General features: G+C 70.0%; 14 protein-coding genes. 7 read left to right on the top strand and 7 right to left on the bottom strand.

From position 1 onward, the window contains the following. Positions 1-295: 295 nt before the first annotated feature. From ACZ5ZX_RS35750 to ACZ5ZX_RS35740, 3 genes are read right to left on the bottom strand one after another with little or no spacing between them, the layout of a single operon-like run. A complete protein-coding gene (locus ACZ5ZX_RS35750) occupies positions 296-1,195 on the bottom strand; it encodes an LLM class flavin-dependent oxidoreductase (RefSeq protein ID WP_465506396.1) in 900 nt (299 codons plus the stop codon). Positions 1,196-1,201: 6 nt separating this feature from the next. Continuing rightward, positions 1,202-1,648, bottom strand: coding sequence for a VOC family protein (locus ACZ5ZX_RS35745; RefSeq protein ID WP_465506395.1), 447 nt, complete (start codon positions 1,646-1,648; stop codon positions 1,202-1,204). Positions 1,649-1,663: 15 nt separating this feature from the next. Then, the gene (locus ACZ5ZX_RS35740; RefSeq protein ID WP_465506394.1) at positions 1,664-2,860 is read right to left on the bottom strand and encodes a cytochrome P450; all 1,197 of its coding nucleotides are present in this window, start codon (positions 2,858-2,860) and stop codon (positions 1,664-1,666) included. Between the two features lie 148 nt (positions 2,861-3,008). Between ACZ5ZX_RS35740 and ACZ5ZX_RS35735 the strand changes: the two genes are divergently transcribed. Beyond that, positions 3,009-4,049 (top strand): SAM-dependent methyltransferase, encoded by a 1,041-nt coding sequence (locus ACZ5ZX_RS35735; protein ID WP_465506393.1) that lies wholly within the window; start codon positions 3,009-3,011, stop codon positions 4,047-4,049. A gap of 58 nt (positions 4,050-4,107) precedes the next feature. Here the strand turns inward: ACZ5ZX_RS35735 and ACZ5ZX_RS35730 are convergent, their stop codons facing one another. The 3 genes from ACZ5ZX_RS35730 to ACZ5ZX_RS35720 are packed head-to-tail and all read right to left on the bottom strand — an operon-like array spanning position 4,108 to position 7,375. Then, positions 4,108-5,064: an L-tyrosine 3-hydroxylase gene (locus tag ACZ5ZX_RS35730; protein WP_465506392.1), complete on the bottom strand. Its 957-nt coding sequence runs from the start codon at positions 5,062-5,064 to the stop codon at positions 4,108-4,110. After that, positions 5,048-5,560, bottom strand: coding sequence for a VOC family protein (locus ACZ5ZX_RS35725; protein ID WP_465506391.1), 513 nt, complete (start codon positions 5,558-5,560; stop codon positions 5,048-5,050). The genes ACZ5ZX_RS35730 and ACZ5ZX_RS35725 overlap by 17 nt, the downstream gene beginning before the upstream one ends. A 12-nt stretch (positions 5,561-5,572) precedes the next feature. After that, entirely contained in the window at positions 5,573-7,375 is a 1,803-nt protein-coding gene (locus ACZ5ZX_RS35720) for a gamma-glutamyltransferase family protein (RefSeq protein WP_465506390.1), read from the bottom strand. A gap of 184 nt (positions 7,376-7,559) precedes the next feature. On the opposite strand from ACZ5ZX_RS35720, the gene ACZ5ZX_RS35715 reads away from it, so the two are divergent. The 6 genes from ACZ5ZX_RS35715 to ACZ5ZX_RS35690 are packed head-to-tail and all read left to right on the top strand — an operon-like array spanning position 7,560 to position 25,706. After that, a complete protein-coding gene (locus ACZ5ZX_RS35715) occupies positions 7,560-15,914 on the top strand; it encodes an amino acid adenylation domain-containing protein (RefSeq protein WP_465506389.1) in 8,355 nt (2,784 codons plus the stop codon). Next, on the top strand, positions 15,914-16,132 hold the full coding sequence (locus ACZ5ZX_RS35710; RefSeq protein WP_465506388.1) for an MbtH family protein: 219 nt from the start codon (positions 15,914-15,916) through the stop codon (positions 16,130-16,132). Before ACZ5ZX_RS35715 ends, ACZ5ZX_RS35710 begins: the two co-directional genes overlap by 1 nt. 43 nt (positions 16,133-16,175) lie before the next feature. Beyond that, positions 16,176-21,194, top strand: a complete 5,019-nt coding sequence (locus tag ACZ5ZX_RS35705) for an amino acid adenylation domain-containing protein (RefSeq protein ID WP_465506387.1) — start codon at positions 16,176-16,178, stop codon at positions 21,192-21,194. An 18-nt stretch (positions 21,195-21,212) separates the two neighbouring features. Next, complete coding sequence (locus ACZ5ZX_RS35700; RefSeq protein WP_465506386.1) at positions 21,213-21,599, top strand: RidA family protein; 387 nt, start codon at positions 21,213-21,215, stop codon at positions 21,597-21,599. Then, positions 21,586-24,591: an amino acid adenylation domain-containing protein gene (locus ACZ5ZX_RS35695; protein WP_465506385.1), complete on the top strand. Its 3,006-nt coding sequence runs from the start codon at positions 21,586-21,588 to the stop codon at positions 24,589-24,591. The genes ACZ5ZX_RS35700 and ACZ5ZX_RS35695 overlap by 14 nt, the downstream gene beginning before the upstream one ends. Next, positions 24,588-25,706, top strand: a complete 1,119-nt coding sequence (locus ACZ5ZX_RS35690; RefSeq protein WP_465506384.1) for an acyltransferase family protein — start codon at positions 24,588-24,590, stop codon at positions 25,704-25,706. The genes ACZ5ZX_RS35695 and ACZ5ZX_RS35690 overlap by 4 nt, the downstream gene beginning before the upstream one ends. On the opposite strand, the gene ACZ5ZX_RS35685 is transcribed toward ACZ5ZX_RS35690, so the two are convergent. Next, positions 25,694-26,569 (bottom strand): SGNH/GDSL hydrolase family protein, encoded by an 876-nt coding sequence (locus ACZ5ZX_RS35685; RefSeq protein WP_465506383.1) that lies wholly within the window; start codon positions 26,567-26,569, stop codon positions 25,694-25,696. The two genes, ACZ5ZX_RS35690 and ACZ5ZX_RS35685, sit on opposite strands and share 13 nt — an antisense overlap. Positions 26,570-26,639 lie beyond the last annotated feature (70 nt).

Here is a 26,639-nt window from a genome sequence, read left to right as displayed (position 1 = left end):
TTTGAGGGACTCTGGGTCCCTCAAGGAGTCCTTCACGGCCCGGCCGTCACCGGACCCACCCGCCGTAGGTACCTGAAACACCCTTGGCCAGAACCCGAATCGCCACTCACGACCCCCACCCAGAACCGCACAAGCCACCCAAGTCGGACAACTTTCTTCGGACGGTGTCCCTTGCGGACGCTAGGGTCCGGCCCGGCTTCCGTCAGTCAGCCCGGTCCCGCGCCGGGGCACGCCATGTTTGCCTTGCTCCTCAATAAGCACGTGAGAATCGGCTGTAGGCACGCGAGTTCACACGTCAGAGGTCGGCGACCTGGGGAAGGCCTTCCGCCGCGATGCGGTGGAAGGTGTCCATCGAACCCGCGTAGATGCCCTCCTGGCGGGGCCAGTGGACGACCACGTGCGTCATCCCGAGCTCCGCGGAGGCCTCGGCGATCCGCAGATAGCTCCCCACCGACTCCAGCGGGTCACAGCCGGAAAGCGGTGTGGGCACGAAGATCCGGTCGATCTCCTCGACGTCGCGGCCGGCCCTGTCACAGGCCCGCTTCAGTTCGGCGAGCTGGCGGGCGACCACGGCGAGACCGTCCTTCATGGACAGTGTCCGGGTCCATGCGGTCGGGCCGATGGTCACCCACGCGTCACCGTGCCGCGCGGCGAGGTCGAGGGTCTTCGCCCCGGCCGCGGCGACGGCGAGCGGAAGCCGTGGCCGTTGCACGCATCCGGGGGTGTTCCTCGCTTCGTTCACGGTGAAGAACCGGCCGCTGAAGTCCGTCACCGGCTGCCGCAGCAGTTTGTCCATCAGCTCGGTGAACTCGGCGAACCGGGCCACCCGATCGCGCGCCGGGAGCGGCGGTCGGCCGATGACCGCTCCGTCGCCGGCGTCGACCGCGCCCGCGCCGATGCCCAGGGTGAACCGGCCGCCCGAGACGTCGTCCAGTGTGATGGCGTCCTTCGCGGTCACCACCGGTTCGCGGAAGTTGGGCGAGGTGACCATGGTGCCGAGCCGGATGCGCTGTGTGGCGCAGGCGGCGGCGGTGAGGAACGGGAACGCCGAGAACCACGGGAGGTCGCGGAGGCTGCGCCACCACAGGTGGTCGTAGGTCCAGCCGGAATCGAAGCCCAGCTCGTCGGCCTGTGACCACCGTTTCACGCTTTCCGACCACCGGGTCTCCGGCAGGATCATCACTCCGGTGCGCATCCGCGGTCAGCCTTTCTTCGGGCTCTGCCGGATCTCCAGGTTCACCCCGGCCTGTTTCGCGGTGTCGAAGTAGGTGAAGCCGCTGGAATCCGCGCGCCTGCCGGTGATCCACGGCGGGACACCGAGCGCGCGGACCGCTTCGGTCCCGGCGTCGACGTCGTCCACCACGAAACCGAGGTGGAACACCCCGCCGCCCCGCTCGTCCAGGAACCGTTTCATCGGGGTGTCGCCCGCACCGGGTTCGAGCAGCTGGAGCTGCATGGTCCCGACGTCGGCGAACTTGTACTTCAGATCGAGATAGGGCGCCCGGTCCGGGACGTTGAACGTGTACTGCGTCAGCGGTGGGTAGTCGTGCCACGGGCCGATGCCGACGGAGGTGTAGAACTCCACGGCGCGGTCGATGTCGGGCACCACCACGCAGACGTGGTGCAGGGTGTGGAACGGCGTGCTCATCTCGGTCGCCTTTCGTTACCAGATCACGGGAAGTGCCTCGACGGTGCGCAGGAGACTGTCCTCACTCCAGACGATCTCCTCGGCGGGGACGGCCAGCCGCAGCGACGGGAGCCTGCGCGCGAGCGTGCCGAGGACGACCTGCAGTTCCATCCGCGCCAGTGGCGCGCCGAGGCAGTGGTGCGCGCCGTGGCTGAAGGTCAGGTGCGGGTTGTCGGTGCGCGCGAGGTCGATCTCCTCCGGCCGCGCGAAGACCTCGGGATCCCGGTTCGCCGAGTACGGCGCGGTGACCACGGCGTCCCCGGCCCGGATCAGCACACCGTGCAGGTCGACGTCTTCGGCGGCCATCACCGGGAAGGTGGTGACGCGGATCAGCGGCAGGAACCGCAGGAGTTCCTCGACCGCCCGGGGGGCCAGTCCGGGATCCGCCACCAGCTGGGCCCAGAGCTCCGGCCGCGCCAGCAAGGCATAGATCGAATTGCTGATCTGGTTCGCCGTGCTCTCGAAACCGCCGACCAGCAGGACCATGCAGAGGGAGATCAGCTCAGCTTCGGTGAGCTTTTCGCCTTCCCGTGCGGTGATCAGGACGCTGACGAGGTCGTCCGCCGGTTCCTTGCGCCTGCGGGCGACGAGGTCGGCGAAGTAGTCGCCGAGTTCACCGCGGGCGAGATCCATCTCCGCCATGCCGTGCACGCCCTGCATCCGGATCGCCCAGGCGGCGAACCGGTCGCGGTCGGCGACGTCCGCGCCGAGTAGTTCGCAGATCATGGTGACCGGCAGCAACCAGGCCAGTCCACCGGCGAGATCCGCGGGTTTCCCCGCTCGCGACAGCTCGTCGAGTAGGGCGTCCACTGTGGACTGAGCGCGCGGCCGCAGTTTCTCGATGCGGGGCACGCTGAACGCCCTCGCGACCAGTTTGCGCAACCGGAGATGCTCGGCTCCCGTCGCGGTGAGGAACGAGTCCCGGCTGGCCGGATACGACTCGGTCGCCCGTGGCGTGTCGGCGTCGGCGGGAGTCGTGCGCCGGAACCGGGGATCGGCCATCACCAGTTTGACGTCCTCGTGCCGCGTCACCAGCCACGCCCAGCTGCCGTAGGGCAAGCGGACCTTGGCCACCGGTTCCTCCGCCCGCAGCCGCGCGTAATGCGGATGCAGTTCGAGCCGATCGGCCCGCCCGAACGGGTAAGGCTGAATGTCCTCGTCGGTCGAGGTCATGGAGAACCGCTCCTTCGTGACGACGAAGTGAATAACTCCGAAGCTGACTTTAACCCAGGAAAGGCAACGGTTTTCGCGGCCGCGCGCACTCATTTCCGGGGTAACTTCGATTCGCCCGCGAACCTAGTGCGATGGGATGTTTCTTATCATGGGACCAGAAGTGGTGGAGTTCCGCGACGGCGAACAATCGGCGATATGGCAGGACTTCCGGCTGTCCACCATGCCGGTGATCATCAGCTCGATGCATTTGTGCCACGCCGTGTTCGCCTTGGCCGACAGTGGTGTGCTGGCGAACCTTCGCAACGGGAAACGACGGCCGGAGGACGGCCTGCTGGCGGGCACCGTCGAGAGCATCGGCCTCGATTTCCTGAAATACCTGGAGATGCGCGGCGTGCTGGAGCAACGTGCCGACGGCTATTTCCTCACGCGGCAGGGCGAATTGCTGACCGCGGACGTCTCACTCGCGCGGCTCGGCGTTTATCTGGAGTCCTACGGCCCGGTGGTCAGCCGGATGAGCGAGTTGCTGACCGGCAAGGCGACCTACGGCGTCGACGTGCACCGCGAAGGCGGTCCGCTCGGGAAGCACAGCGCGACCCTGTTCTCGCTCTTCCACACGCCGGTGCTCGTCGAAGCCATGCGCGGGCGCGGGGTGCGGCGCATGCTCGACGTCGGCTGCGGCGGCGGGAGCCTGCTGGTCGACGCCTGCCTGCGCGACCCGGATCTCACCGGGATCGGGCTGGACATCGACGCGGACGCCGTCGAGGAGGCGAAACGGCTGGCCCGCCGGGAAGGTGTGGAGGACAGGCTCGAGTTCGTCGTCGGTGACGCGTTCGATCCGAAGAGCTGGCCGTCGGTCTGCCTCGACGCGGACGGGCTCTGCATCGTGAGCGCGCTGCACGAGCTGTTCCGTGACGGCGAGCAGGCGGTGATCGACGTCGTCAACGCGTACGGGGAAGTGTTGCCGGAGCAGAAGATCCTCCTGGTGGGCGAGCCGGAGATCCGCTACGACGCCTACGACAACGACGACGACTTCTACCTCGTCCACATCCTGACCAATCAGGGACTGCCGAGGGAACGCGCCGCGTGGCTGGAGGTGTTCGCCAAGACGAACATGGAATGCCGCCGGGTCTACCGCCGTCCGGAAGCCGGCCCCCGCGTGTGCTTCTACGATCTGGTGCCGCGACGGTGAAAGCCCGTGAAGGCCTCCTTCCCTACCGTCAAAGTAGGGAAGGAGGCCTTCACGGGCTTCAGCGAGGGACCCGGACCGCGGTGGCGCGGGAGCACGACGCCACCGCCGCCCGTGCGAGCAGCACCAGCGACCGGGAGATGTCCTCTTTGCACCGCAGGATCGCGGTGTCGCGTAGCGAAGCCGGTTCCTCGCCGTCGCTGGCGGCGAAGCGGGGATAGAGCGTGTTCGCGGCGAGGTCGAGGTTGATCGCCTGGAGACGGCGGAGCAGTTGCACGACCACGGATTCGTACGACATCGGCGTGCGCACGGTCAGGAAGACGCCGTCGTAGAGGGTCTGCAGCATCCCCCGCCGCCCGCGCAGCCCGTTCCGGCCGTGCCGCGCGGACTGCAACAGTGACGGGCCGTCCGGTACGAGTTTGGCCGCGATTCCTTCGTGGACGCGCTCGTTGAGCAGGCATTCCTCGGCCAGGGCCGTACCGGCCGGGCCGTCGAACCGCACCCGGCCGCGCAGCAGCGACCGCACCGGCCCGTAGTCGCGGGCCCATGAACCGCTCAGATGCGGATGCTGCCGCGCGATCACCGACCGGATGACCCGGTGGTAGATCTCGCGTGTGCCCGAACCGGTGTAGAGCAGCATCAGCGAGTAGCCGCGGACGTAGTGCCGCGCCTGCCGGAGCGCCTCGTCCGAACCGGGGTGGTTCTCCGCCTCGGCGATGGCCGCCGCGAGGAGCTGCCAGAGCAGGAAACTGGCCTGATGGCCGGTGATCCACCGGAACCAGAAGATCCGGTCGACCGTCGCCGGATCCGGTGGTTCCAGCGCGGCGACGACGTCCGCGCGCGGGCGTTCACCGAGCCGGTGGACTCCGGCCTCACCCGGTAGTGCGGAGCCCCGCTCGTCCGGGATGGCCCAAGTGGAGGGCAGGAACAGGGTCTCCAGCCCGTAGGGCAGCCCGCCGAACTCCCAGCCGTCGCCCTCGGGCAGGGCGAAACCGGATACCTCAGCCGGAGTGGCCATGAGGCCCGTCCGGGAAGTAGCTGAATTCATATTCGAGTCCGTTGACGTCGTAGAGGTAAAGGCTCCGCATCCCGTCCGCGTCGACGACGATCTCGGTCACCGGTTCGGGCCGGGCGAAGGTGTATTCGCCGGAATCGAACAGCCGCAGCCATTTCTCCCGCCAGTACACGAGTTCTTCCGGGGTGCGCGCCGGGAGGCAGACGTGCTGGAACTGGTTCGCCTCGGCAGGGGTGACCGGCGGGCCGTCCGGCCCGAGCGTGAACACGTGGAACCGGACGCCGCCCACCGCGAGTTCGACGAGTTTGCTGATCCCCGGCAGGCGGCCGACGGTCAGCGGCGAGAACTTCTCCAGCGTCCAGGACACCTCGCAGCCGAAGTAGTCCCGGTACCAGCGCGTGGAATTGTCCAGATCGCTCGTCTGCACCGCCACGTGATGGATGCCGTCCGCCAGCGCGGTCCCGGCCGCGACGGCGTCTTCCTTCACTTCCAACGACATGGGTACCTCCGGTTATCGGCAGTTCGCGTAGGGCTGGCGGCCGCGGGGACTGGCGGCGGCGAGCACCAGCTGGTTCGCGTGGTCGAACCCGGTCGCGCAGACCTTGCCCAGCGAAAGCTCCGGGACCAGGTCCACCAGATGCCCGCGGCGCGCGAGTTCGGCGACGTGCTCCGGCGCGCAGCTGCGTTCCAGCATCAGGACACCGGGCCGCGACTCGTGCGGGACGAACGACGAAGGCACCTGTCCGATGTAGAACGTCGTCGCCTCGGTCGCGGCCTGGGTGTCCATCCCGAAGTCGACGACCGAGAGGAAGAACTCCAGCGTGTACTGGTCCTGCTGGTCACCGCCCGGCGTGCCGAAGGCGAGGTACGGCCGTCCTTCGCGGAGCACGACGGTGGGGCTCAGCGTGGTGCGCGGCCGCTTGCCCGGCGCGAGCGAGTTCGGATGACCCTCGTCGAGGTACATCGTCTGGCCGCGGGTGCCCAGCGCGAAGCCCAGTTCGGGGATGGCGGGGGAGCTCTTCAGCCAGCCTCCGCTCGGCACCGCGGCGACGAGGTTGCCGTGCCGGTCGGCGACCGTGACACAGCATGTGTCGTTCCGCGCGGAGGTGAGCTGTGCGATGGTCGGCAGCCCGTTGTCGAGCTGGCGCAACCATTCCACCTCCTGATCCGAGACGCCGTCGACGCGGGGGCGTTCCGGCAGCCTCGGCGTCCGGCCGCCGGGCGCGCCCGGCCGCAACCGCCTGCTCGCCTCGCCGGTGACCAGCTTCCGCCGTTCGTCCGCGTAGGCCTGATCGAGCAAACCGTCCATCGGCACGTCGGTGAACCGAGGATCCCCATACCACGCTTCACGGTCGGCGAAGGCGAGTTTGGCGCACTCCGCGACGGTGTGGATGTGGTCCGCGCTGCCGTGTCCCATCGCGCCGAGGTCGAACCCTTCCAGCAACGCGAGTTGCTGCGCGAACACCGGCCCCTGCGACCACGGGCCCGGTTTGAACACGTCGAGTCCCCGGTATCCCTGGTGCAGCGCCGGTTCCACGTCGGGACGCCAGTCCGCGAGGTCGTCGCCGGTGAGCAGGCCCCGATGCCGTTCGCCGGTGGCGTCGAGCAGTTCCTGCCGGGGGACGAACGCGTCGATGGCCTCGGCGACGAAACCACGGTAGAAGGCGTCATGCGCCGCTTCGAGCTGGCCTTCACGGTCGGAGGTGGCGGCTTCGGCCTCTTTCAGCAGACGCTGATAGGTGTTGGCCAGCAACGGATTCCGGAACCGCGAACCGGGCGCCGGGGCGACCCCGCCTGGCAGATAGACCTGAGCGGACGTCGGCCATTCGTCGGCGAACAACGGGGCCAGCACCTTGATCGCCCGCGCCATGTCGGGGAACAGCGGGAAACCCTCGGCCGCGTAACCGATCGCCGGGTCCAGCACGTCCGCGAGCCGCATCGTGCCGAACTCGGCGAGCAGGCGCAGCCAGGCGCCCATCGCGCCGGGAACGCAGGCGGGCAGGAATCCGGAACCGGGTACCTGGGGCAGGCCCAGTTCCCGGAACGCGCCGATGGTCGCGGCCATCGGCATCGGTCCCTGTCCGCAGACCGCGGTCGCGCCGTCGGTCCCGGCCTGGTGCGCGACGATGGAGACGTCCCCGCCCGGTCCGTTGAAATGCGGCTCGACCACCTGGAGCACGAAACCCGCGGCCACCGCCGCGTCGTAGGCGTTGCCGCCCTTTTCGAGGATCGACATCGCGGTGCCCGACGCCAGCCAGTTCGTCGACGCCACCGCCCCGAGCGTCCCCTTGAGTTCCGGTCTGGACAAGTTCACGGGCTCACCACCGAATCGTGTTGGTTGCGGTGAGATCAAGTCTCCTATGAAGCGTTATCGGAAAACGCCGATCGCCCGATGAGACTTTTCGCTCGGCATCGCTGTCTCGCCGGCGAGACAGCGATGCCGGAGCGAAAAGCCGCCGCACGGCCATTTCCCCGGCCGTGCTGCCTAGTGTTGGTTCATGGCAGCAAATCCCGATAGGGTGACCGCCGGAGAAACGCGCGGCCGTGAGTTGTCCGCCGAGCAGCGGAAGATCATCGCCCTGCGGCTGCGCGGCCGTCCGGGCGGGAAGACACCGTCCGGTGGCGGGGAGATCACCGCCCGGCCCGGTGCGCTTTTGGTGGCCTCGTTCGCCCAGCGCCGCTTGTGGTTCCTCGAACAGCTGATGCCCGGTTCGGCCATGTACACCGTCGAAAACCTGTGGCGGATCACCGGTTCCTTGGATGTCGGCGCGCTTTCCCGCGCGCTCGAAGAAGTTTGGCGACGGCACGAGATCCTGCGGGTGCGCTTCGAAGACGTCGACGGTGAGCCCGAACCGCATATCGGGACAGGTGTGCTAGGTCTGTCCATTGTGGATATATCAGCCGCGAATGAGGAAGAGGCCGAGGCCAAAGCCCGCCGTATCGCCGCGGAAGACGCGGCACGCGGATTCGACCTCGCCACCGGCCCCCTCGTCCGCGCGCGGCTGTTGCGCTGGGACACCACGACGAACTTCCTGCAGCTGACCCTGCATCACGTGATCGTCGACGGCTGGTCGATGGACGTCCTGTGGACCGAACTGGCCCGGCTCTATGGCGCGTTCTCCCGGGGCGAGCGGTCACCGCTGCTCCCGTTGCCCATCCAGTACACCGATTTCGCCGCCTGGCAGCGGGAATGGCTGGAAGGACCACAAGCGGCCGAACAACTCCGGTACTGGCGTGAGACCCTCGCCGGTGCGCCGCCGTCGGTGGACCTGCGCCCGGATCTGCCTCGGCCGGAAGTCCTCAGTGGACACGGCGGGCTGGCCGAATTCACCGTCCCGGCCGAGGTCACCACCCGGTTGAAGGACCTCGGCCGCGACCAGGGCGCGTCACTGTTCATGGTGCTGCTGGCGGGATTCGACGCCTTGCTCGCGCGCTACACCGGTGGTGACGACATCGTCGTCGGCTCGCCGATGGCGGGCCGGGTGACCGGTGACCTGGAGCGGCTGATCGGTTTCTTCGTGAACTCCGTGCCGCTGCGGGTTCGCTGGGAAGGCGACCCGGCTTTCGAGGAGATACTCGGCCTGGTGCGGGAAACGGCCTTGGCGGCCTACGCGCACGAGAGCCTGCCGTTCGAGCGCATCGTCGAAGAGGTCGAGCCCGAACGGCAAGCCGGCCGCAACCCGGTCTTCCAGGTCTGGTTCGACGGTGGCCGCGAGGTCGAGCCACCCGCCCTGCCCGGTCTCGCCGTCGAACCGCTGGCGCCCGAAACGCACAGCACTCGTTTCGACCTCGAACTGCGGCTGGAACTTCGCGACGGCGAACTCGCCGGATCCCTGCTGTACAGCACCGATCTTTTCGAGGAAGCGACCGCGCGACGGCTGGCGGAGAACTACCGGCGCGTCTTGGCCGCGGTCGCGAAAGAACCGGCGATCCGGCTGTCCGCCTTGCCCGTCCCGGCGGAGGCCGAACTCGACCAGGTGCTGGTGCACTGGAACGACACCGCCCGCGACGTCGACCTCGGCGCGGACCCGCTAGGCCGGTTCGCCGCGCTCGCCGCCCGCGAACCCGCCCGCCCGGCGCTGAGCTTCGAGGGCGAGGTGCTCGGGTACGGCGAACTGGACGCGCGGGCCAACGCGCTGGCCAGGGTGCTCGCCGGACGCGGCGTCGGTCCGGAGACCGTCGTCGCGCTCGCCGTGCCGCGATCGGCGGAAATGGTCGTCGCGCTGCTGGCGGTGCTGAAGACGGGCGCGGCCTACCTCCCGCTCGACATCGACCAGCCCGCCGACCGGCTGGCCACGATGCTCGCCGACGCCGGTCCCGCGCTGCTCCTGGTCACGAACGCGTCAGCCGCCCTGGAGACCGGGGGAGTACCGCGACTGGTTCTCGACGACCTGCCCGCGTCGGCGTGCGATGGCGCACCGCTCACCGCGGACGAACTCACCGGGCCCGCCTTGCCAGGACATCCCGCGTATGTGATCTACACGTCGGGCTCCACCGGGGCGCCCAAAGGTGTCATGGTCACCAGGGCTGGGCTGGTCAACCTTCTGGAGCTGGTCTCCGCGCGGCTTCCGATGCGGCCTGGTGACCGGTTCTTCGCCGTCACGACGGTCGCGTTCGACGTGGCCGCCGTCGACCTCTACCTGCCGCTGATCAGCGGGGCGACACTGGTGGTCGCCCCGCAGGACGCCGCACGTGACCCGCGCGCGCTCGGCGCGCTGCTGCGGGACTCGGGCGCGACGATGATGCAGGCGACGCCGTCGTTGTGGCACGCGCTGATCGAGGCCGACCGCGAAGCCGTACGAGGTCTGGACATGATCGTGGCGGGTGAGGCGCTGCCCGCCGAGCTGGCCGGGACCATGTGCGCGCTGGCGTGGCGGGTGACCAATTTCTACGGCCCCACCGAGACGGCGATCTACTCGACCGCGGCGTCGATCACCGAACCGGTCGGCACCCCGGCCATCGGCACCCCGGTCCGGAACACCCGGCTCTACGTGCTCGACCGGTTCCTCGTCCCGGTGCCGATCGGCGCGGCGGGGGAGTTGTACATCGCCGGTGACGGCGTCGCGCGCGGCTACCGGGACCGGCCGGGGTTGACCGCGCACCGGTTCGTCGCTTGCCCGTTCGGCTCACCCGGCGAGCGGATGTACCGGACCGGGGATCTGGTGCGGTGGCGGGCCGACGGCGAGATCGAGTTCCTCGGCCGCACGGACCACCAGGTGAAACTGCGCGGGTTCCGGATCGAACTCGGGGAGATCGAAGCGGCACTGACCCGGCGGCCCGACGTCGGCCGCGCGGTCGTCGTCGCCCGTGACGACGCGCCCGGCGGGCACGGCCTCGTGGCCTACGTGACGCCGTCGTCGGACTCGGACGCCGAAGCCGGCCTCGACGACCGGCAGGTCGAGGAATGGACCTCGGTCTTCGACACGGCCTACGTGGCCGACGCGGATTTCGGGGTGTGGCAGAGCAGTTACACCGGTGAAGCGATTCCCGAACCCGAGATGCGGGAGTGGATCGGCACCACCGTCGAGCGGATAGGCGAACTGGCCCCGAAACGGGTGCTGGAACTCGGCGTCGGCACCGGGCTCATCCTGACGGGACTCGCCCCGAGGTGCGAAACCTACTGGGGCACCGACATTTCCGCGACCGCGCTGGACCGGCTGCGGTCCCGCGTGGCGGCCGACCCCATGCTCGGCGGCAAGGTCGAACTCAGGACCCAGGGTGCCGACGACGGCACGGGCCTGCCGCCGGGGTTCTTCGACACCGTCGTGCTCAACTCCGTCGTCCAGTACTTCCCCAGCGTCGGCTACCTGCGGACGGTGCTGGAGAACGCGCTGCGGGCCACCGCGCCGGGCGGGGCCGTGTTCGTCGGCGACGTCCGGAACCGCGACCTGCTGACACTGTTCCGCACGGCGACCAGGCTGGCCGCGCTCGCTCCCGGCGACGACCCCGCGGCGCTGCGCGAGGAGATCGCGCAGGCGGTGGCCAAGGAGAAGGAACTGGTGATCTCGCCGTCCTTCTTCACCGCTTTCCGGGACACGGTCGAGGACATCGCGGGGGTCGACATCCGGCTGCGTCGCGGGGCGCACGGTAACGAGATGTCGCGGTACCGCTACGACGTCGTACTGCACAAGCGACCGGTCGCGGTGTCCGAAGTGGACAGTGTGCCGACGCGGGAGTGGAACGGCGCCGAAGGACTCACCGCGCTGCTGGCCGAACAGCCGGGCCCGATCCGGATCACCGGCGTGCCCAACGCGCGGCTGGCCAGGGACGCCGCCTGGGCGGCCGCCCTCGATCGCGCGGAGAACGCCGACACTCTCGCCGAGGCGATCCGGACGCCGCCGACGGCGGAAGGTCCGGATCCCGAGTGGTTCGCCGAGGTGGGCGCGAAGTTCGGCTACCAGGCCGCGGTGACCTGGTCGGGAGAACGGGAAGACCGCCTTGACGTGGTCTTCACCGGCTTCGGAGCGCAGGACGGCGTGTACCGGCCGCGTCCGGATCTCTCGCCGGACCTCGCCGCGCGGACGAACGAACCCGCGCGCGCCGGCCAGACCGGGGTGTCCGTCTCCGCGCTGCGGCAGGCACTCACTGCCGAGCTACCCGGCTACATGGTGCCGTCCGCCTTCGTTGTCCTCGACGCGCTTCCCTTGAACCCCAACGGGAAGGTCGACCGTGCCGCGCTCCCGTCGCCGGAGGCGCGCCGCACCGGCGGCCGTCGTCCCCGCAGCGCGGTGGAGGAGTCGCTGTGCGCGGTGTTCGCCGACGTCCTCGGTGTGGCCGGGATCGGGATCGACGACGACTTCTTCGACCTCGGCGGGCATTCGCTGCTCGCCACCCGGTTGCTGAGCCGGATTTCGGCCACCCTCGGCGTCACCCTCCCGGCCAGGGCGTTGTTCGACGCGCCCACCGTCGCCCGGCTCGCGCCGAGGCTGGCCGACGCCGGTGAGACCCGGACGCGGCTGGAGCCCAGGCCTCGGCCGGAGGTGCTGCCGCTGTCGTCCGGGCAGCGGCGCCTGTGGTTCATCCAGCAGCTCGAAGGCCCTTCGGCGACCTATCACATGGGGATGGCGTTGCGGGTGCGCGGTGACCTCGACCTGCCCGCGTTGCGAGCGGCGTTCGCCGACGTCGTCGCGCGGCACGAAAGCCTCCGGACGGTGTTCCGCGAGGTCAGTGGCGAACCGGCTCAGGTGGTGTTGCCGAGCGTCCGGCCCAAGCTGGTGGTGCGGGCGGTTCCGGAGGACGGCCTGGCCGGCGCGCTCGCGGACGCCGCCGCGACGGGCTTCGATCTCTCGGCGGAGCCGCCGGTCCGCGCCACGTTGTTCCAGGTGAAGCCCGGGGAGGCCGTGCTTCTGGTGGTGGTGCACCACATCGCGGCCGACGGCTGGTCGGTGCGCCCGCTGACCCGTGACCTCTTCGCGGCCTACGAAGCGCGGTCGCGAGGCGAAGCGCCCGGCTTGCCGCCACTGCCCGTGCAGTACGCGGATTACACGCTCTGGCAACGGGAAAACCTCGGTGACGAGCAGGACCCGGAGTCGGTGATCGCGCGCCAGCTCGCCTACTGGCGGGAGCGGCTCGCGGATCTCCCGGACGAGCTGGACCTGGGTGCCGACCGGCCGCGTCCGGCGGTGTCGAAACACCGCGGCGGCACCGTCCCGTTCACCCTCGGCGCCGAGGCGACACGACAGCTGGAGGAGCTGGCCCGCGCGCGGGGAGCGAGCCTGTTCATGGTCGTCCAGGCCGGGCTGGCGGCGTTGCTGAGCAGGCTCGGCGCGGGCACGGACATCCCGATCGGTGTGCCGGTGGCGGGCCGCCACGACGAAGCACTGGACGAGCTGGTCGGGCTGTTCGTCAACACGCTCGTGCTCCGCACCGGTACCGGCGGCGACCCGGCCTTCCGTGACCTGGTCGACCGGGTGCGCGCCACCGACCTCGCCGCGTTCAACCGGCAGGACGTGCCGTTCGAACGGCTGGTGGAGATCCTCAACCCCGCTCGCTCGATGGCGCGGCATCCGCTGTTCCAGGTCGCGCTGACCTTCGAAGAGGAGGATCCGTCGGCCGGATTCGCGGTGCCGGGGCTGGAGATCACCGAGGAACCGGTCGAGACCGGCACCTCCCGGTTCGACCTCACCTTCCTGATCTCGCGGCGGCCCGGTGCCGGTCTGGGCGGTGGGCTGGAGTTCAGCCTCGAACTGTTCGACACCGAGACGGCCGAACGCCTGGTCTCCCGGCTGACGCGGCTGCTCGCGTCGGTCGCGGGTGATCCGGGTCAGCGACTGTCCGAAGTGGACTTGCTTGAGCCGCGCGAACGCGAACTGCTGCTGGCTCCGGCGTCCACCGCCACACCCGCCGGGTCGATCCCGGCGGCGTTCGCGGCGCAGGCGAGGCGCACCCCGGACGCGATCGCACTGGTGGACGGCGCACGCACGCTGACCTACCGCGAACTCGACGACCGGGCGGGCAGGCTGGCCGCGGTGCTGGCCGCTCGCGGCGCCCGTGCCGAACGGTTCGTCGCGGTCGCGATGCCGCGTTCGGCCGACCTCGTCGTCGCGTTGCTCGCGGTGCTCAAGACCGGCGCCGCTTACGCCCCCATCGACCCGGGTCACCCCGCGGAGCGGATCGCGCTGCTGCTCGACGACGTCCGGCCGGTTCTCGTCCTCGGCACGGAAAGCGCCGAAGTCATCGGCGACGTCCCTTGGCTGGCGGTGGACGCACCGGAGACGCTGGTGGAACTCGGGACCCGTGCGCCGCTGGCCGAAGCGGGCATCCACCCCGCGTCGACCGCGTATGTCCTCCACACCTCGGGTTCCACCGGGCGGCCGAAGGGTGTCCTGGTCCCGCACGGCAACGTTCTAAGCCTGCTCGAAGGCACCGGTCCGGGATTCGACTTCCACCCGGACGACGTATGGACCTGGTTCCATTCGGTCGCGTTCGACTTCTCGGTCTGGGAACTCTGGGCGCCGCTGCTGCACGGGGCCCGCGTAGTCGTGGTTTCCCACGAGATCTCGCGGTCGCCCGGCGAACTGGTCGACCTGCTCGCCGAGCACCGGGTGACGGTGCTGAACCAGACGCCGTCGGCGTTCGCCCAGCTCGCCACGGCGGCGGGCGGCCATCCCGCCGGCCGGCTGCCCGCCCTGCGCCGGATCGTCTTCGGCGGCGAAGCGCTGGACGCGCGCTCGGTGGCGGACTGGCTGTCCTGGCACGACGACGGGCCGGAACTGGTCAACATGTACGGGATCACGGAGACGACCGTGCACGTGACCCGGCTCGGGCTCACCGGCGACACGCTGGCGGCCCGCCCGCGCGCGATCGGGGAGCCGATCGACGGCGGCGCCGTGTACCTGCTGGACGCGGCCCTGAAACCGGTGCCCGTCGGCGTCGCGGGGGAGGCCTACGTGGCGGGGCCCCGCCTCGCCCGCGGCTACGCCGCCCGCCCCGGCCTGACCGCGGAACGGTTCGTGGCCTGCCCGTTCGGCGCGCCCGGCGAGCGGATGTACCGCACGGGAGACGTACTGCGGCGTGGCGCGGACGGCGGTCTGGAGTACCTCGGCCGGTCGGACGACCAGGTCAAGATCCGTGGCTTCCGCGTCGAACCCGGCGAGGTCGAAGCCGCGCTCGCCGGACATCCAGGAATCGCCCAGGTTTCCGTGGTCCCGCGCGACGACGGAAAGGATCGGCGTCTGGTCGCCTACGTCGTGCCTGCCGGTGAAGAGCCGGATCGTGGCGAGCTGCACGCCTACGCGGCCGCTCGGCTGCCGTCCCATCTGGTCCCGTCCGCCTGGGTGTTCGTTCCCGCGATGCCCTTGACGGCCAACGGAAAACTCGACGTCAAGGCGTTGCCGTCCCCGGACTCCGGTGCGGTGCCGTCCGGCCGCGCGCCGCGTACGACGCCGGAGGAGGTCCTTTGTGGACTCTTCGCCGAGGTGCTCGGGCTGCCGTCGGCAGGTATCGACGACAACTTCTTCGCGCTCGGCGGGCATTCGCTGCTGGCGACCCGGTTGTGCGCCCGGGTCAAGGAAACGCTCGGTGCCGACCTGCCGGTCCGTGAGCTGTTCGCGACACCGACGGTCGCCCGGCTCGCGGAAACCCTAGGGACGGCGAACGCCCGCAGCGGGCTCGATGTGCTGCTTCCGCTGCGGTCCGCGGGTTCGGAGCCGCCGTTGTTCTGCTTCCACCCGGCGGCGGGCCTCAGCTGGCGCTACGCGGGGCTGCTCCGGTACATCGACCAGGACGTCCCGATCCACGCGCTGCAACACCCACGGCTGGGCGGAGGCGGTGAGGCCTCGCAGTCGATCGCGGAACTGGCGACGCTCTACCTCCGGCACATCCGGTCCGTGCGGGCCGAGGGGCCGTACCGCCTCGTCGGCTGGTCGTTCGGCGGGCTGCTGGCCCACGAACTCGCGGTGCGGCTGCGCCGGGACGGTCAGGAGGTGTCCCTGCTGGCGATGCTCGACTGCTACCCGCCGGAGGTGACCGGGGACGTCGAACTGGAGCAGGTCATGGCGACCACCGACATCGCGGGCATCCTGCGCGACCAGTCCGGGGTCGGCTTCGACTTCGACGAAGCCGAAGAACAGGCGATCCACGAGGTGATGATCGGCAGTTCCAAGATCGCCCGCGACTTCGAGCCCGGCGTGTTCGACGGCGACGTCCGCTTCTTCGCCGCGACCCGTGACCAGCGCAAATTCGGCTGGAGCGCCCATGACTGGCGACCGTTCGTCACCGGGCGGATCGAGAACCATCCGCTCGACTGCGAGCACCTGCACCTGATGCGTCCCGAACCGCTCGCCGAGATCGGCCGGGTCCTCGACCGGGCGCTGAAGGAGTCCACAGTGGACCAGAACCGAGGAGGAAAGTGATGACCAATCCCTTCGACGACCCCGAGAGCTCGTACCTCGTGCTGGTCAACGACGAAGGCCAGCACTCGCTGTGGCCGTCCTTCGCGGATGTCCCCGCGGGCTGGTCCGTCGTCCACGGGGAGGCGTCGCGGGAGGACTGTCTCACCTACGTCAACGAGCACTGGACGGATCTGCGGCCGCTCAGCCTGGTCCGCGCGATGGCCGTCCCGCCTGCCTGACCCCCGCTGCCCCGCGTCCGCGACCGAACCGATCGGAGAACCGGTGAGCAAGTCCTTCCCTGAGGCCGAACAAGACCTGGTGGGGTGGTTCGAAGAAGGCGCGGCGGCCACGCCGGACGCGCCCGCGCTGGTCTGCGGCGAGACGCGGCTGTCGTTCGCCGAACTGGACACCGCGGCGAATCGGTGGGCAGGTCTCCTGCGTGACGAAGGCGTGGGCCCCGAGGTCGTCGTCGGCGTCTGCGCGCCTGCCGGGATCGACGTCTTCGTGGTGGCGCTCGGCGTGCTGAAGGCGGGCGGTGTCTATCTGCCGCTCGACCCGGCGCAGCCCGACGAACGGCTCGGCTACATGCTGGCCGACGGCGGCGCGTCGCTCGTGGTCGCCGAGTCGTCCGCGATCTCCCGGCTGGGTTTCACCGGGAAGACCGTGTGCTTGGCCGACGAAGACGTCTCAGGCCGCGACGGTGTCCGCGTGGACCGGGCCGTGCTCCCGGGTTCGCTGGCGTACCTGGTCTACACGTCCGGGTCGACGGGCAGGCCCAAGGGCATCGCGCTCACCGAACGCACCATCCGCGCCGTCGCCGGATTTCAGCTGGCGCGCGGCGGCGGGCGCCGCACCGGCCTGCAGGTCTCGTCGATCGGGTTCGACGTCTCCCTGCTGGAAATGTTCGTCACCTGGCTCGGCGGCGGAACCCTCGTGGTCGCGCCCGAAGCGCTGCGACAGGATCCGGACGCGCTGCTGCGGCTGATCGCCGGACACTCGGTGGAGCGGCTGTACCTGGGGCCGGCGCTGCTCGCGCAGCTCGCGAACGCCTGGGTGCGGCGGCCGGTACGGACGCGGTTGCGCGAGATCCTGGTCTCCGGTGACGTGGTGCGGCTTTCCGGCGAGGTCCGCGACTTCCTCGACGCGCTCCCGGAAGTGGTGCTGGAAAACCAGTACGGGCCATCGGAGACCCACGAGGTCTCGGCGTTCCTGCTGGACGGCGAAAGCGCCGGCTGGCCGGAGCTGCCACCGATCGGCACGCCCATCACCGGCGTGACGGTGTACGTCCTGGACGAATTCCTCAACCCGGTACCGGCCGGTGTGCGCGGAGAGATCTATGTGGACAGTCCCGGTCTCGCACGAGGTTACGTCGGTCAGGCCGGGCTGACCGCCGAACGGTTCGTCGCCAACCCCTTCTCCGACGTCGCCGGTGCCCGGATGTACCGGACCGGGGACCGGGGCCGTCGGCTGCCCGGCGGCGTACTGGAGTTCCTCGGCCGGGTCGACGACCAGGTCAAGGTGCGTGGCTTCCGGGTGGAACCGGCCGAGGTCGAGGCCGCGCTGGCCGGCTGCCCCGGTGTCGGGAGCGCGGCGGTGAAGGTCGTCGAAGGCGCGGGCGGGGTCAAGGTGCTGGCCGGCTACGTCGTGGCGGCCGCCGCGGCGACGGTGTCGGTGCGCGAAGTCCGCGAGGCCGTCCGGGCGAAGCTGCCGGACTACCTGGTCCCCGCTTCGCTGACGGTGCTGGATTCCCTGCCGCTGAACCGGAACGGGAAAGTCGACAAGAAGGCTTTGCCCGCTCCCGAGCTGTCGCGGCCGGAGCTGTCCGGTGACTTCGTGGCGCCGCGGACGGTCCGGGAAGAACTGCTCGCCGAGATCTGGTGCTCGGTCCTCGGCGTCGACGGCGTCGGTGTGGAGGACGACTTCTTCGAACTGGGCGGGCATTCGCTGCTGGTCACCCAGGTCGTCTCCCGGATCCGCGCCGTCTTCGGCGTCGCGCCGCCCGTGCGCGCGCTGTTCGAACACCGCACCATCGCCGGGCTGCTGAAGCTGATCGACGGCGCCACCCGGGCCGAGCTGCCGCCGATCCGGCCCCGCGCCGACGGCGACCTCGAACTGTCCTTCGCGCAGCGACGGCTGTGGTTCATCGACCAGCTCAACCCCGGATCACCCCGCTACGCGGTGGAAAACCTGTGGCGGCTCGACGGCGAACTGGACGTTCTCGCGTTCGCCAGGGCACTCGACGAAGTGTGGAAGCGGCACGACGCGCTGCGAGCGACGTTCGCCGACGACGGCGGCCTGCCGACCCAGGTGATCGCGCCGCCCGGTCCGTTCGGATTGCCGGTGCGCGACCTGTCTTCACTCACCCCGGACGAGGCCGAACGGGCCGCGATCCGGTTCGCCGAAGAGGACGCCGGCCGCGGATTCGACCTCACCGAAGGCCCACTGCTGCGTGCCCAGCTGTTCACACTGAGCCGCACCCGCCATTTCCTGATGCTCAACTTCCATCACGTCGTCGTCGACGGGTGGTCGATGCGCGTCATCTGGCGGGAGCTTTCGGCGATCTACCAGGCGTTCACCGACGGACGACCGTCACCGCTGCGGCCGTTGCCCGTGCAGTACGCCGATTACGCGGCCTGGCAACGGTCCTGGTTGGACGGTCCGCAGGCGGCCCGTCAGCTGGAGTTCTGGCGTACGGAACTGGCGGGCGCCGACCTCACGGCCGAACTGGCCGCCGACCATCCGCGGCCCGCGGTACCGAGCGGCCGGGGCAGGCGGCTGTCCTTCGGGATCGGCGCCGGGCTGACGCAGCGGCTCCGCGCGATCGGCCGCGCGGAAGGCGCGACGATGTTCATGGTGCTGCTGGCGGCGTTCAACGTCGTGCTGTCACGCAACATCGGAAGCACCGACCTCGTCACCGGCACCCCGGTCGCCTGCCGGAACCGGCCGGAGATCGAAGACCTCGTCGGCTTCCTCGCCAACACGATCCCGCTGCGGGTGCAGTGGACCGGGGACCCGGCCTTCACCGAACTGCTGCGCAACGTCCGCGACACCGCCTTGCGGGCGTACACGAACGAAGACCTGCCCTTCGACCGCCTCGTCGAGGACCTGGCACCGGCGCGGGACCTGAGCCGCAACCCGATCTTCCAGACCTGTTTCGTGGTCGACAGTTCGATGGAGTTCGACCAGCCGCGCGGGCTGGCGGTCGATCAGGTCCGCACCGGGATCGGGAACACCCGCTTCGACCTGGAAGTGCTGGCCGACGAATACCCGGACGCGTTGCGCGGCTTCCTCGGCTACAGCACGGATCTGTTCACCGAGGAGACCGCGGCGAGGCTGCTCGACCATTTCCTGCGCGTACTCGACGGCGTGGCCGCCGGACCGGACCGGCGGCTCTCGCGGCTGCCGGTGCTCGGTCCGCGGGAAGAGCACACGCTGCTGGTCGAATGGAACCGGTCACGGGGCTTCGAGCTGCCTCTTGACCGGGATCTGATCGGTTCGTTCGAGGACCAGGTGGCGAAGACGCCGGACGCGCACGCGCTGGTGTGCGGCGGAATCCCGGTCAGCTTCGGCGCTTTGGACGCGATGGGCGACCGGTGGGCCTCGCTGCTCCGGGAAGCGGGCGCGGGTCCAGAGGTCGTCATCGGTGTCTGCACGGGTGTCGGGACCGAGGTCTTCGAGATCATGCTGGGCGTGCTGAAGGCGGGCGCGGTGTACCTGCCGCTGGACCTCGCCCAGCCCGACGAACGGCTGAACCGCAAACTCGCCGATTCCCGCGCCGAGGTCGTTGTCGCGGACAAGGCGGCGTTGCATCGGCTAGCCGGGTTCGACGGGACCGTCCTGTGTCTCGACGACGTCCGGGAAGGCCTCGCCCGGCGCCCTGCCGTCCGTGTGGAGCGGGTGCCGCTGCGGGATTCGCTGGCGTACATGGTCTATACGTCGGGATCGACCGGGAAACCCAAGGGCATCGCGCTCACCGCGCGTACCGTCGAGCATCTGGTCGCGTGGCAGCTGTCCCAGGACCCGCGGCCGCGGATCTGCGGGCAGCTGGCGCCGATCGGCTTCGACGTCTCCCTGCAGGAATTCTTCGTCACGCTGCTGTCCGGCGGCACCCTGGTGGTGCTGACCGAACAGGAGCGACAGGACCCCGAAGCCATCCTGCGGGCCCTCGCCGTCAACGGCGTCCAACGGCTTTTCCTGCCCCCGGCGCAACTGGGCGAACTGGCGCTGGCGTACTCGGGCCACGAGCTGCGCGTCGACGAGCTGATCCTCGCCGGGGAAGCACTCCGGTTCTCCCGCGAGGTCAAGGCGTTCGTGCGCGCGCTGGGCCCGGGAACGGTGGTGGAGAACCAATACGGTTCCTCGGAGGAGTACAAGGTCACGTCGATGGTCTTCACCGGTGACTGCGACGGCTGGCCGGAGTCGCCGCCGATCGGCCGCCCGGTCGCCAACGTCGCGGTGTTCGTCCTCGACCGGTTCCTGAACCCGGTACCGGCCGGCGTTCCGGGCGAGATCTACGTGCAGAGCCCGGCGCTGGCCCGCGGATACGCCGGGCAGCCGGGGCTGACCGCGGAATGGTTCGTGGCGAACCCGTTCTCCGAGGTCCCCGGCGCGCGGATGTACCGGACCGGCGACCGGGGCCGCTGGCTGCCCGACGGCGTACTGGAGTTCGTCGGCCGGGTCGACGACCAGGTCAAGATCCGCGGGCACCGGGTGGAACTGGGTGAGGTCGAGGCCGCGCTCACCGCGTGCCCCGGTGTCGGCGCCGCGGTCGTGTCGGTCGTCGAAGGCGCCGGTGGCGTGCCGGTCCTCGCGGGGTACGTGGTGCCCTCGACCGGGGAGACGCCGTCGGTGCGCGCGGTGCGTGAGTTCCTCCGGTCGAAACTGCCGGACTACCTGGTCCCCGCGTCGGTGACGGTGCTGGAGTCCTTGCCGCTCAACCACAACGGCAAGGTCGACCGCGAGGCGCTGCCCGCTCCGGCGGTGTCGCGGCCGGAGCTGTCCGGGGAGTTCGTCGCGCCGCGCAACGCGCAAGAGGAGGTGCTCGCCGAGATCTGGGGCGAGGTCCTCGGCATCGAAGGGATCGGCGTCGAGGACGACTTCTTCGAACTGGGCGGGCATTCGCTCCTGGTGACCCAGGTCGTCTCGCGGATCCGCGGGGTGTTCGAGGTCGGGCTCCCGATCCGCGCGCTGTTCGAGAACCGCACCATCGCCGAACTCGCGGACGCCGTCGAAGAAGCCGTCGTCGCCGAGGTCGCCGCACTGTCCGATGAGGACATTCGCAGGCTGACCGCCGGTAACTGAAGAAAGGATCGAGGACCCATGACCCATCAGCTCGTTTCCTCGGGCAGCGCGTTCGAGAAGGTGTTCGGTTACTCCCGCGCGGCGCGGGTCGGGCCGCTGATCGCGGTGGCGGGCAACACCGCCGCCGGACCGGACGGGCCGGTCGGCGGAGCGGATGTGGCGGAGCAGACCAGGGAGGCCTTGCGGCGGATCGAAGGCGCGCTGACCGAGGTCGGCGCGTCACTGACGGACGTCGTCCGCACCCGGGTGTTCGTCACCGACATCGGCACCTGGGAACAGGTCGGGGCCGTGCACACGGAGTTCTTCGCCGAAATCCGCCCCGCCAGCACGATCGTCGAGGTGACCGCGCTGGTCCGCCCCGATCTGCTGGTCGAGATCGAAGCGGACGCCTATGTCTCGGACTGACCGGACGCTGCCGTCGCTGTTCGAACGGCGGGTGGCGGAGGCGCCGGGGGAGATCGCGATCGTGTCCGGTGACGGCGAACTGACCTATGCCGCGCTGAACGCCAGGGCCAACCGCCTGGCGCACCTGCTGATCGACGACGGCGTCGGCCCGGAGAGCGTGGTGGCCCTCGTCCTGCCGCGCTCACCCGAAGCCGTCGTCGCGATGCTGGCGGTGCTCAAGGCCGGGGGCGCCTACCTGCCGGTCGACCCCGCGTATCCCCGGGAGCGGATCGAGTACCTGCTCGCGGACGCGAAACCGGATCTGGTGCTCGACGGAGAACGGGAGCTCGCCGGTCTTCCGGAGGAGAATCCGCGACGTCGCACGCTGTCGCCCTCGCATCCCGCGTACGTCATCTACACGTCGGGTTCCACGGGGGCGCCGAAGGGCGTGACGGGGTTGCACGAGGGCCTGGTGAACCGTCTCGAGTGGTTCGCCTCGCGGTTTCCGGATCAGCGAGGGCGCCGGGTATTGGCCAAGACTTCCCCCGGTTTCATCGACGGCACCACCGAGGTTTTCGGGACCCTGACCACCGGCGGCACCCTGGTCTTCCCGACAGACGGCGATCTCCCCGCCCAGGTGGCCGCGCACCGGATCGACCGGCTGACCGTCGTGCCGAGCCTGCTGCGCACCCTGCTCGCCGAGCCGGAAACCTTGTCCGGCTGCGGGTTCTGGATCAGCAGCGGGGAACGTCTCGACGGGGAACTGGCTCACGCCACGAAGAAGGCCCTGCCCGGCGCCCGGCTGATCAACCTTTACGGCTGCTCCGAAGTCAGCGGCGACAGCCTGTGGGCCGAGTACACCGGCGGGGACGACGTCCCGATCGGCGTGCCGATCGACGACACCCGCGTCCACGTCCTCGACGCCCGGCTGCGGCCGTCCACCGAGGGCGAGTTGTACATCGCCGGTGCCGGGCTGGCCCGTGGGTATCGCGGCAGGCCGGATCTGACCGCGGCCCGGTTCGTCGCCGAGCCCGGCGGGCCACCCGGCGCCCGGATGTACCGGACCGGCGACCTCGTCCGGCGCCGCGCCGACGGCACACTCGCCTTCGTCGGCCGGGCCGACGACCAGATCGCTCTGCACGGTTTCCGCATCGAACCGGCGGAGGTCGAGGCGGCACTCGGCACGCATCCCTCGGTCGCGCGGGCCGCTGTCGCGAAACAGGGCGAGGACCTCCTGGTCGGCTACGTCGTCGCGGTTCCGGGCACTTCCGTGGCTCCGGAAGACGTCCGGCGGCACGCCGCCGAGTCGCTGCCCGCGCACCTCGTACCGGGCATCGTCCTGGTGCTCGACGCACTGCCCACGACCCCCAGCGGCAAACTGGACCGCCGAGCGCTGCCGTCCCCGGAGTTCCGGACGAACGGCCGGGAGCCACGGGACGAACGCGAGAAACGGTTGTGCGCGTTGTTCTCGGAGGTCCTGGACGTGCCCGAGGTCGGCATCGACGACGAATTCCTCGCGCTGGGCGGGCATTCGCTGAGCGCGGCGAAGCTGGTCAACCGGGCGCGCGCGGAACTGGGTGTCGAGCTGGACGTCACCGCTCTGCTCGACGGCGGGACGGTCGCCGAACTCGGCGTCCTGGCGGGCGGAGGCCGTCCGCCGCTGACCGCCCGGCCGCGGCCCGCCCGGATCCCGCTTTCGCCGACACAGCACCGGCTCTGGTTCTCCAGCTGCCTGGAGGGCACCAGCGCTGTCTACAACCTGCCTTACGCGCTGAGGATCTCCGGCAAGCTGGACGAGGTCGCGTTGACCGCCGCCCTGTACGACGTCGTGGCCAGGCACGAAAGCCTCCGGACCACCTTTCCCGATGACGACGGCGTTCCGTACCAGTCGGTGCTTCCGCCCGAAGCACCCGTCGTGGAAAGAGTCCACTGTGGACCGGACGAGCTCGCGGACCGGATCCGGTCCGCCGTCCGGCACGAGTTCGACCTCGTCGCCGAGCCGCCGCTGCGGGTGACGCTCTTCGTCACCGGCGACGAGGAACGGGTGCTGCTCCTGCTGACCCATCACATCGCGACCGACGGCTGGTCGATGGCACCGCTGGTCCACGACCTCGGCGTCGCGTACTCGGCCCGGCTGGACGGCGATCCGCCGGACTGGGCACCACTGCCGGTCCAGTACGCCGACCACACGTTGTGGCAGCGGGACTTCCTCGGCGACGAAACGGATCCGGGCAGCACACTGGCCCGGCAGACGGAGTTCTGGGCCGAAACCCTCGAAGACCTCCCCGCCGAACTGGAGATCCCGCTGGACCGTCCCCGGCCCGCGGTCCCGACCGGACGCGGCGGCCTCGTCGAGTTCACGGTCGACGCCGGAACCCACCGGGGTATCCGGGAACTCGCCGCCGCCCACGACGCGACGCCGTTCATGGTCCTGCACGCCGCGCTCAGCGCCCTGCTGACCAGGATGGGCGCCGGAACGGATCTGCCGATCGGGACCGTGGTCGCCGGACGCGGCGATCGCGCGCTCGAGGACGTCGTCGGCTTCTTCGCCAACACCCTGGTCCTGCGCGGCGACACCAGCGGGAACCCCCGGTTCACCGAGCTGCTGGCGCGGGTGCGCGCGGGCGACCTCGCCGCGTACGGGAATCAGGACACTCCCTTCGACCACCTCGTCGGCGTCCTGAACCCCCTGCGGTCGCCGTCGCGGCATCCGCTCTTCCAGATCCTCCTGCTGCTGGACAACACCGCGCCGGTCCAGCCGCGGCTCGAGGACCTGCGTGCCGAGCCGTACCCGGTCGAAAGCGCGTTCGCCCGGTTCGACCTGGCCTTCGAGTTCACCGAGCGGACCGGCTCCGTCGAGTACAGCGCGGACCTGTTCGACCGCACCAGCGTCGAACAGTGGGCGCGACGGCTGGTCAGAGTGCTCCAAGCCGTGGTCGCCGACCCCGGGGTGCGGATCGGCCACATCGACATCCTCGGCACCGAAGAACGACGGGAGCTGCTGGGCAAATGAACCAGAGTCTGGACTTCGACCTCCGAGCGCACACCGCGTCCCGCCTGCCCTCGCTGACCGGAATGCGGTTCGTCGCCGCGGCGGTGGTGGTCCTGCACCATTCGTTCTTCATGTACTTCTTCGCCGATCCCGAGGTCAACACCGTGCTCACCCGGATCGGCATCGGCGGCGCGTTCAGCGGCGTCGGCTTCTTCTTCATGCTCAGCGGGTTCGTGCTGGCGTGGTCGGCCCGCGACGACGGCGTCCTGCGGTTCTGGCGGCGCCGCGTGGTCAAGATCTACCCCAACCACTTCGTGACCGCGCTCGCCGGGATCGGGCTGGCGCTGCTGTTCGGGATGACACTGTCGGTGCCGCAGGTGGTGCCCAACCTGTTCCTGGTGAACACCTGGGTGCCGGATCAGGTCGTGCTGACCGCGATCAACCAGCCGAGCTGGTCGCTGTGCGCGGAGTTGTTCTTCTACCTGCTGTTCCCGTGGCTGTTCCGGCTGGCGAAACGGATCCCGGAGGAGCGGCTGTGGTGGTGGGCGGGCGCGGTGGTGCTCGCGGTGATCGCGGTGCCGTTCTTCGCGCGGACGGTGTTCCCGTCGTATCCGGAGGTGCCGGGCTTGCCGGCGTCCGCATGGCAGTGGTGGTTCTGCTACCTCTTCCCGCCGACTCGGCTGCTCGAATTCTTCCTCGGCGTCCTGATCGCGCGGCTCGTGCGCGCGGGCCGCTGGGTGCCGGTGGGGATGCTGCCCGCGTCGCTCGCGCTGCTGGCCGGGCTCGTCGTCCAGATCCTGCTGCTGCCGAGGGTGTACGGGATCGTCGCCCCGGTGGTGGCGCCGATCGCGCTGGTCATCGGGGCGGGCGCGACGGCGGATCTGCGCGGCACGGCCAGCCCGTTCCGCGGTCCGGTGATGCGCTGGCTCGGCGAGATCTCCTTCGCGCTCTACATGGTCCATTTCCTGATACTGCAGTTCGGCAAACAGCTGCTGGGCGCCGGACGGACGTGGAGCGGCCCCGCCGCCACCGGCATCATCGCGATGTTCTTCGTGGTGTGCCTGGCGGCGGCGTGGCTGCTGTACACGGTCGTGGAAAAACCGGCGATGCGCCGGTGGGGAGGTCAGCGGAGGTGACGGAGGATCACCCCGGCCACGCCCACCATCCCGGTCCGGTACGGGTGATACGCCGCCGCGGCGAGCAGTTTCGTGTGCTGCCCGTTGATCCACGCCGCACCGCCGGTCGCGCAGGCGTCATGGCCGGCGGACGGACCGAAAGTGTCCACAAAGGACGCTTCGCCGTCGGCGGCGACGGCCTTCTCGATCACGGAGTTCAACGCCTTCTCGACGTCGTTGAGCCAGGCGTAGTCGCCCTCGGCGAAGGGCAGGACGTCCGGGCAGAAGCCGGATTCGGGGGCGATCCGCGGGTAGCCGATGACGAGCACGTCGGCGCGCGGCGAGCGGGCGTGGATCCCGGCCAGCACCTTCTCGACGTTCTTGCCGGTGGCGGCGATCTTGGCCTTGACGGTGTCGACGCCGTCGACGGTGAACTTGTCCTGGCAAGGGTTGCCGGTGGGGTCGCTCGCCCGCAGTGACGGGCAGGTGCCGACCAGCGTGCCGAAGACGTCGTAGTCGTTGCCGCCGATGCCGACGGTGACCAGGTCGGTGTTCGCGCGCAAGGCGCTGAACTGGGCCGGGTTGCGGCCGAGGAGCACGCTCTGCGGCTGCGTCATGTTGGTGGTGTCGGCGCCGCCGCAGCTGATGTCGGTGAAGGACCGGACCCGCAGCGCCGCGGCGAGCAGGGAGGGATAGTTCTGCGTCGATTTACCGCAGAAGAGCGGATCGAGCCGGGGGAGCGGGATGAGCGGTCCGGAGGTGTAGGAATCACCCAGCGCGACGTAATTCCGGTAGGACCGCTCGGCGGCGGTGGCCGCCGTGGTGGAGGCGATCAGCAGGGCGACGGTCGAAACGGCCGCGAACAGGACGCGTCTGAAGCGCATGAGGACCCCGATCTCCGTACTGGATGGCCTCTCAAAAATGAACCGGATCCGGCCGGTCCGGCGCCGCCGA

Source organism: Amycolatopsis sp. NPDC033938, from assembly GCF_055575975.1.
Note: the sequence above shows the minus strand (reverse complement) of the source record. Positions and strands in the feature narration are given on the sequence as shown.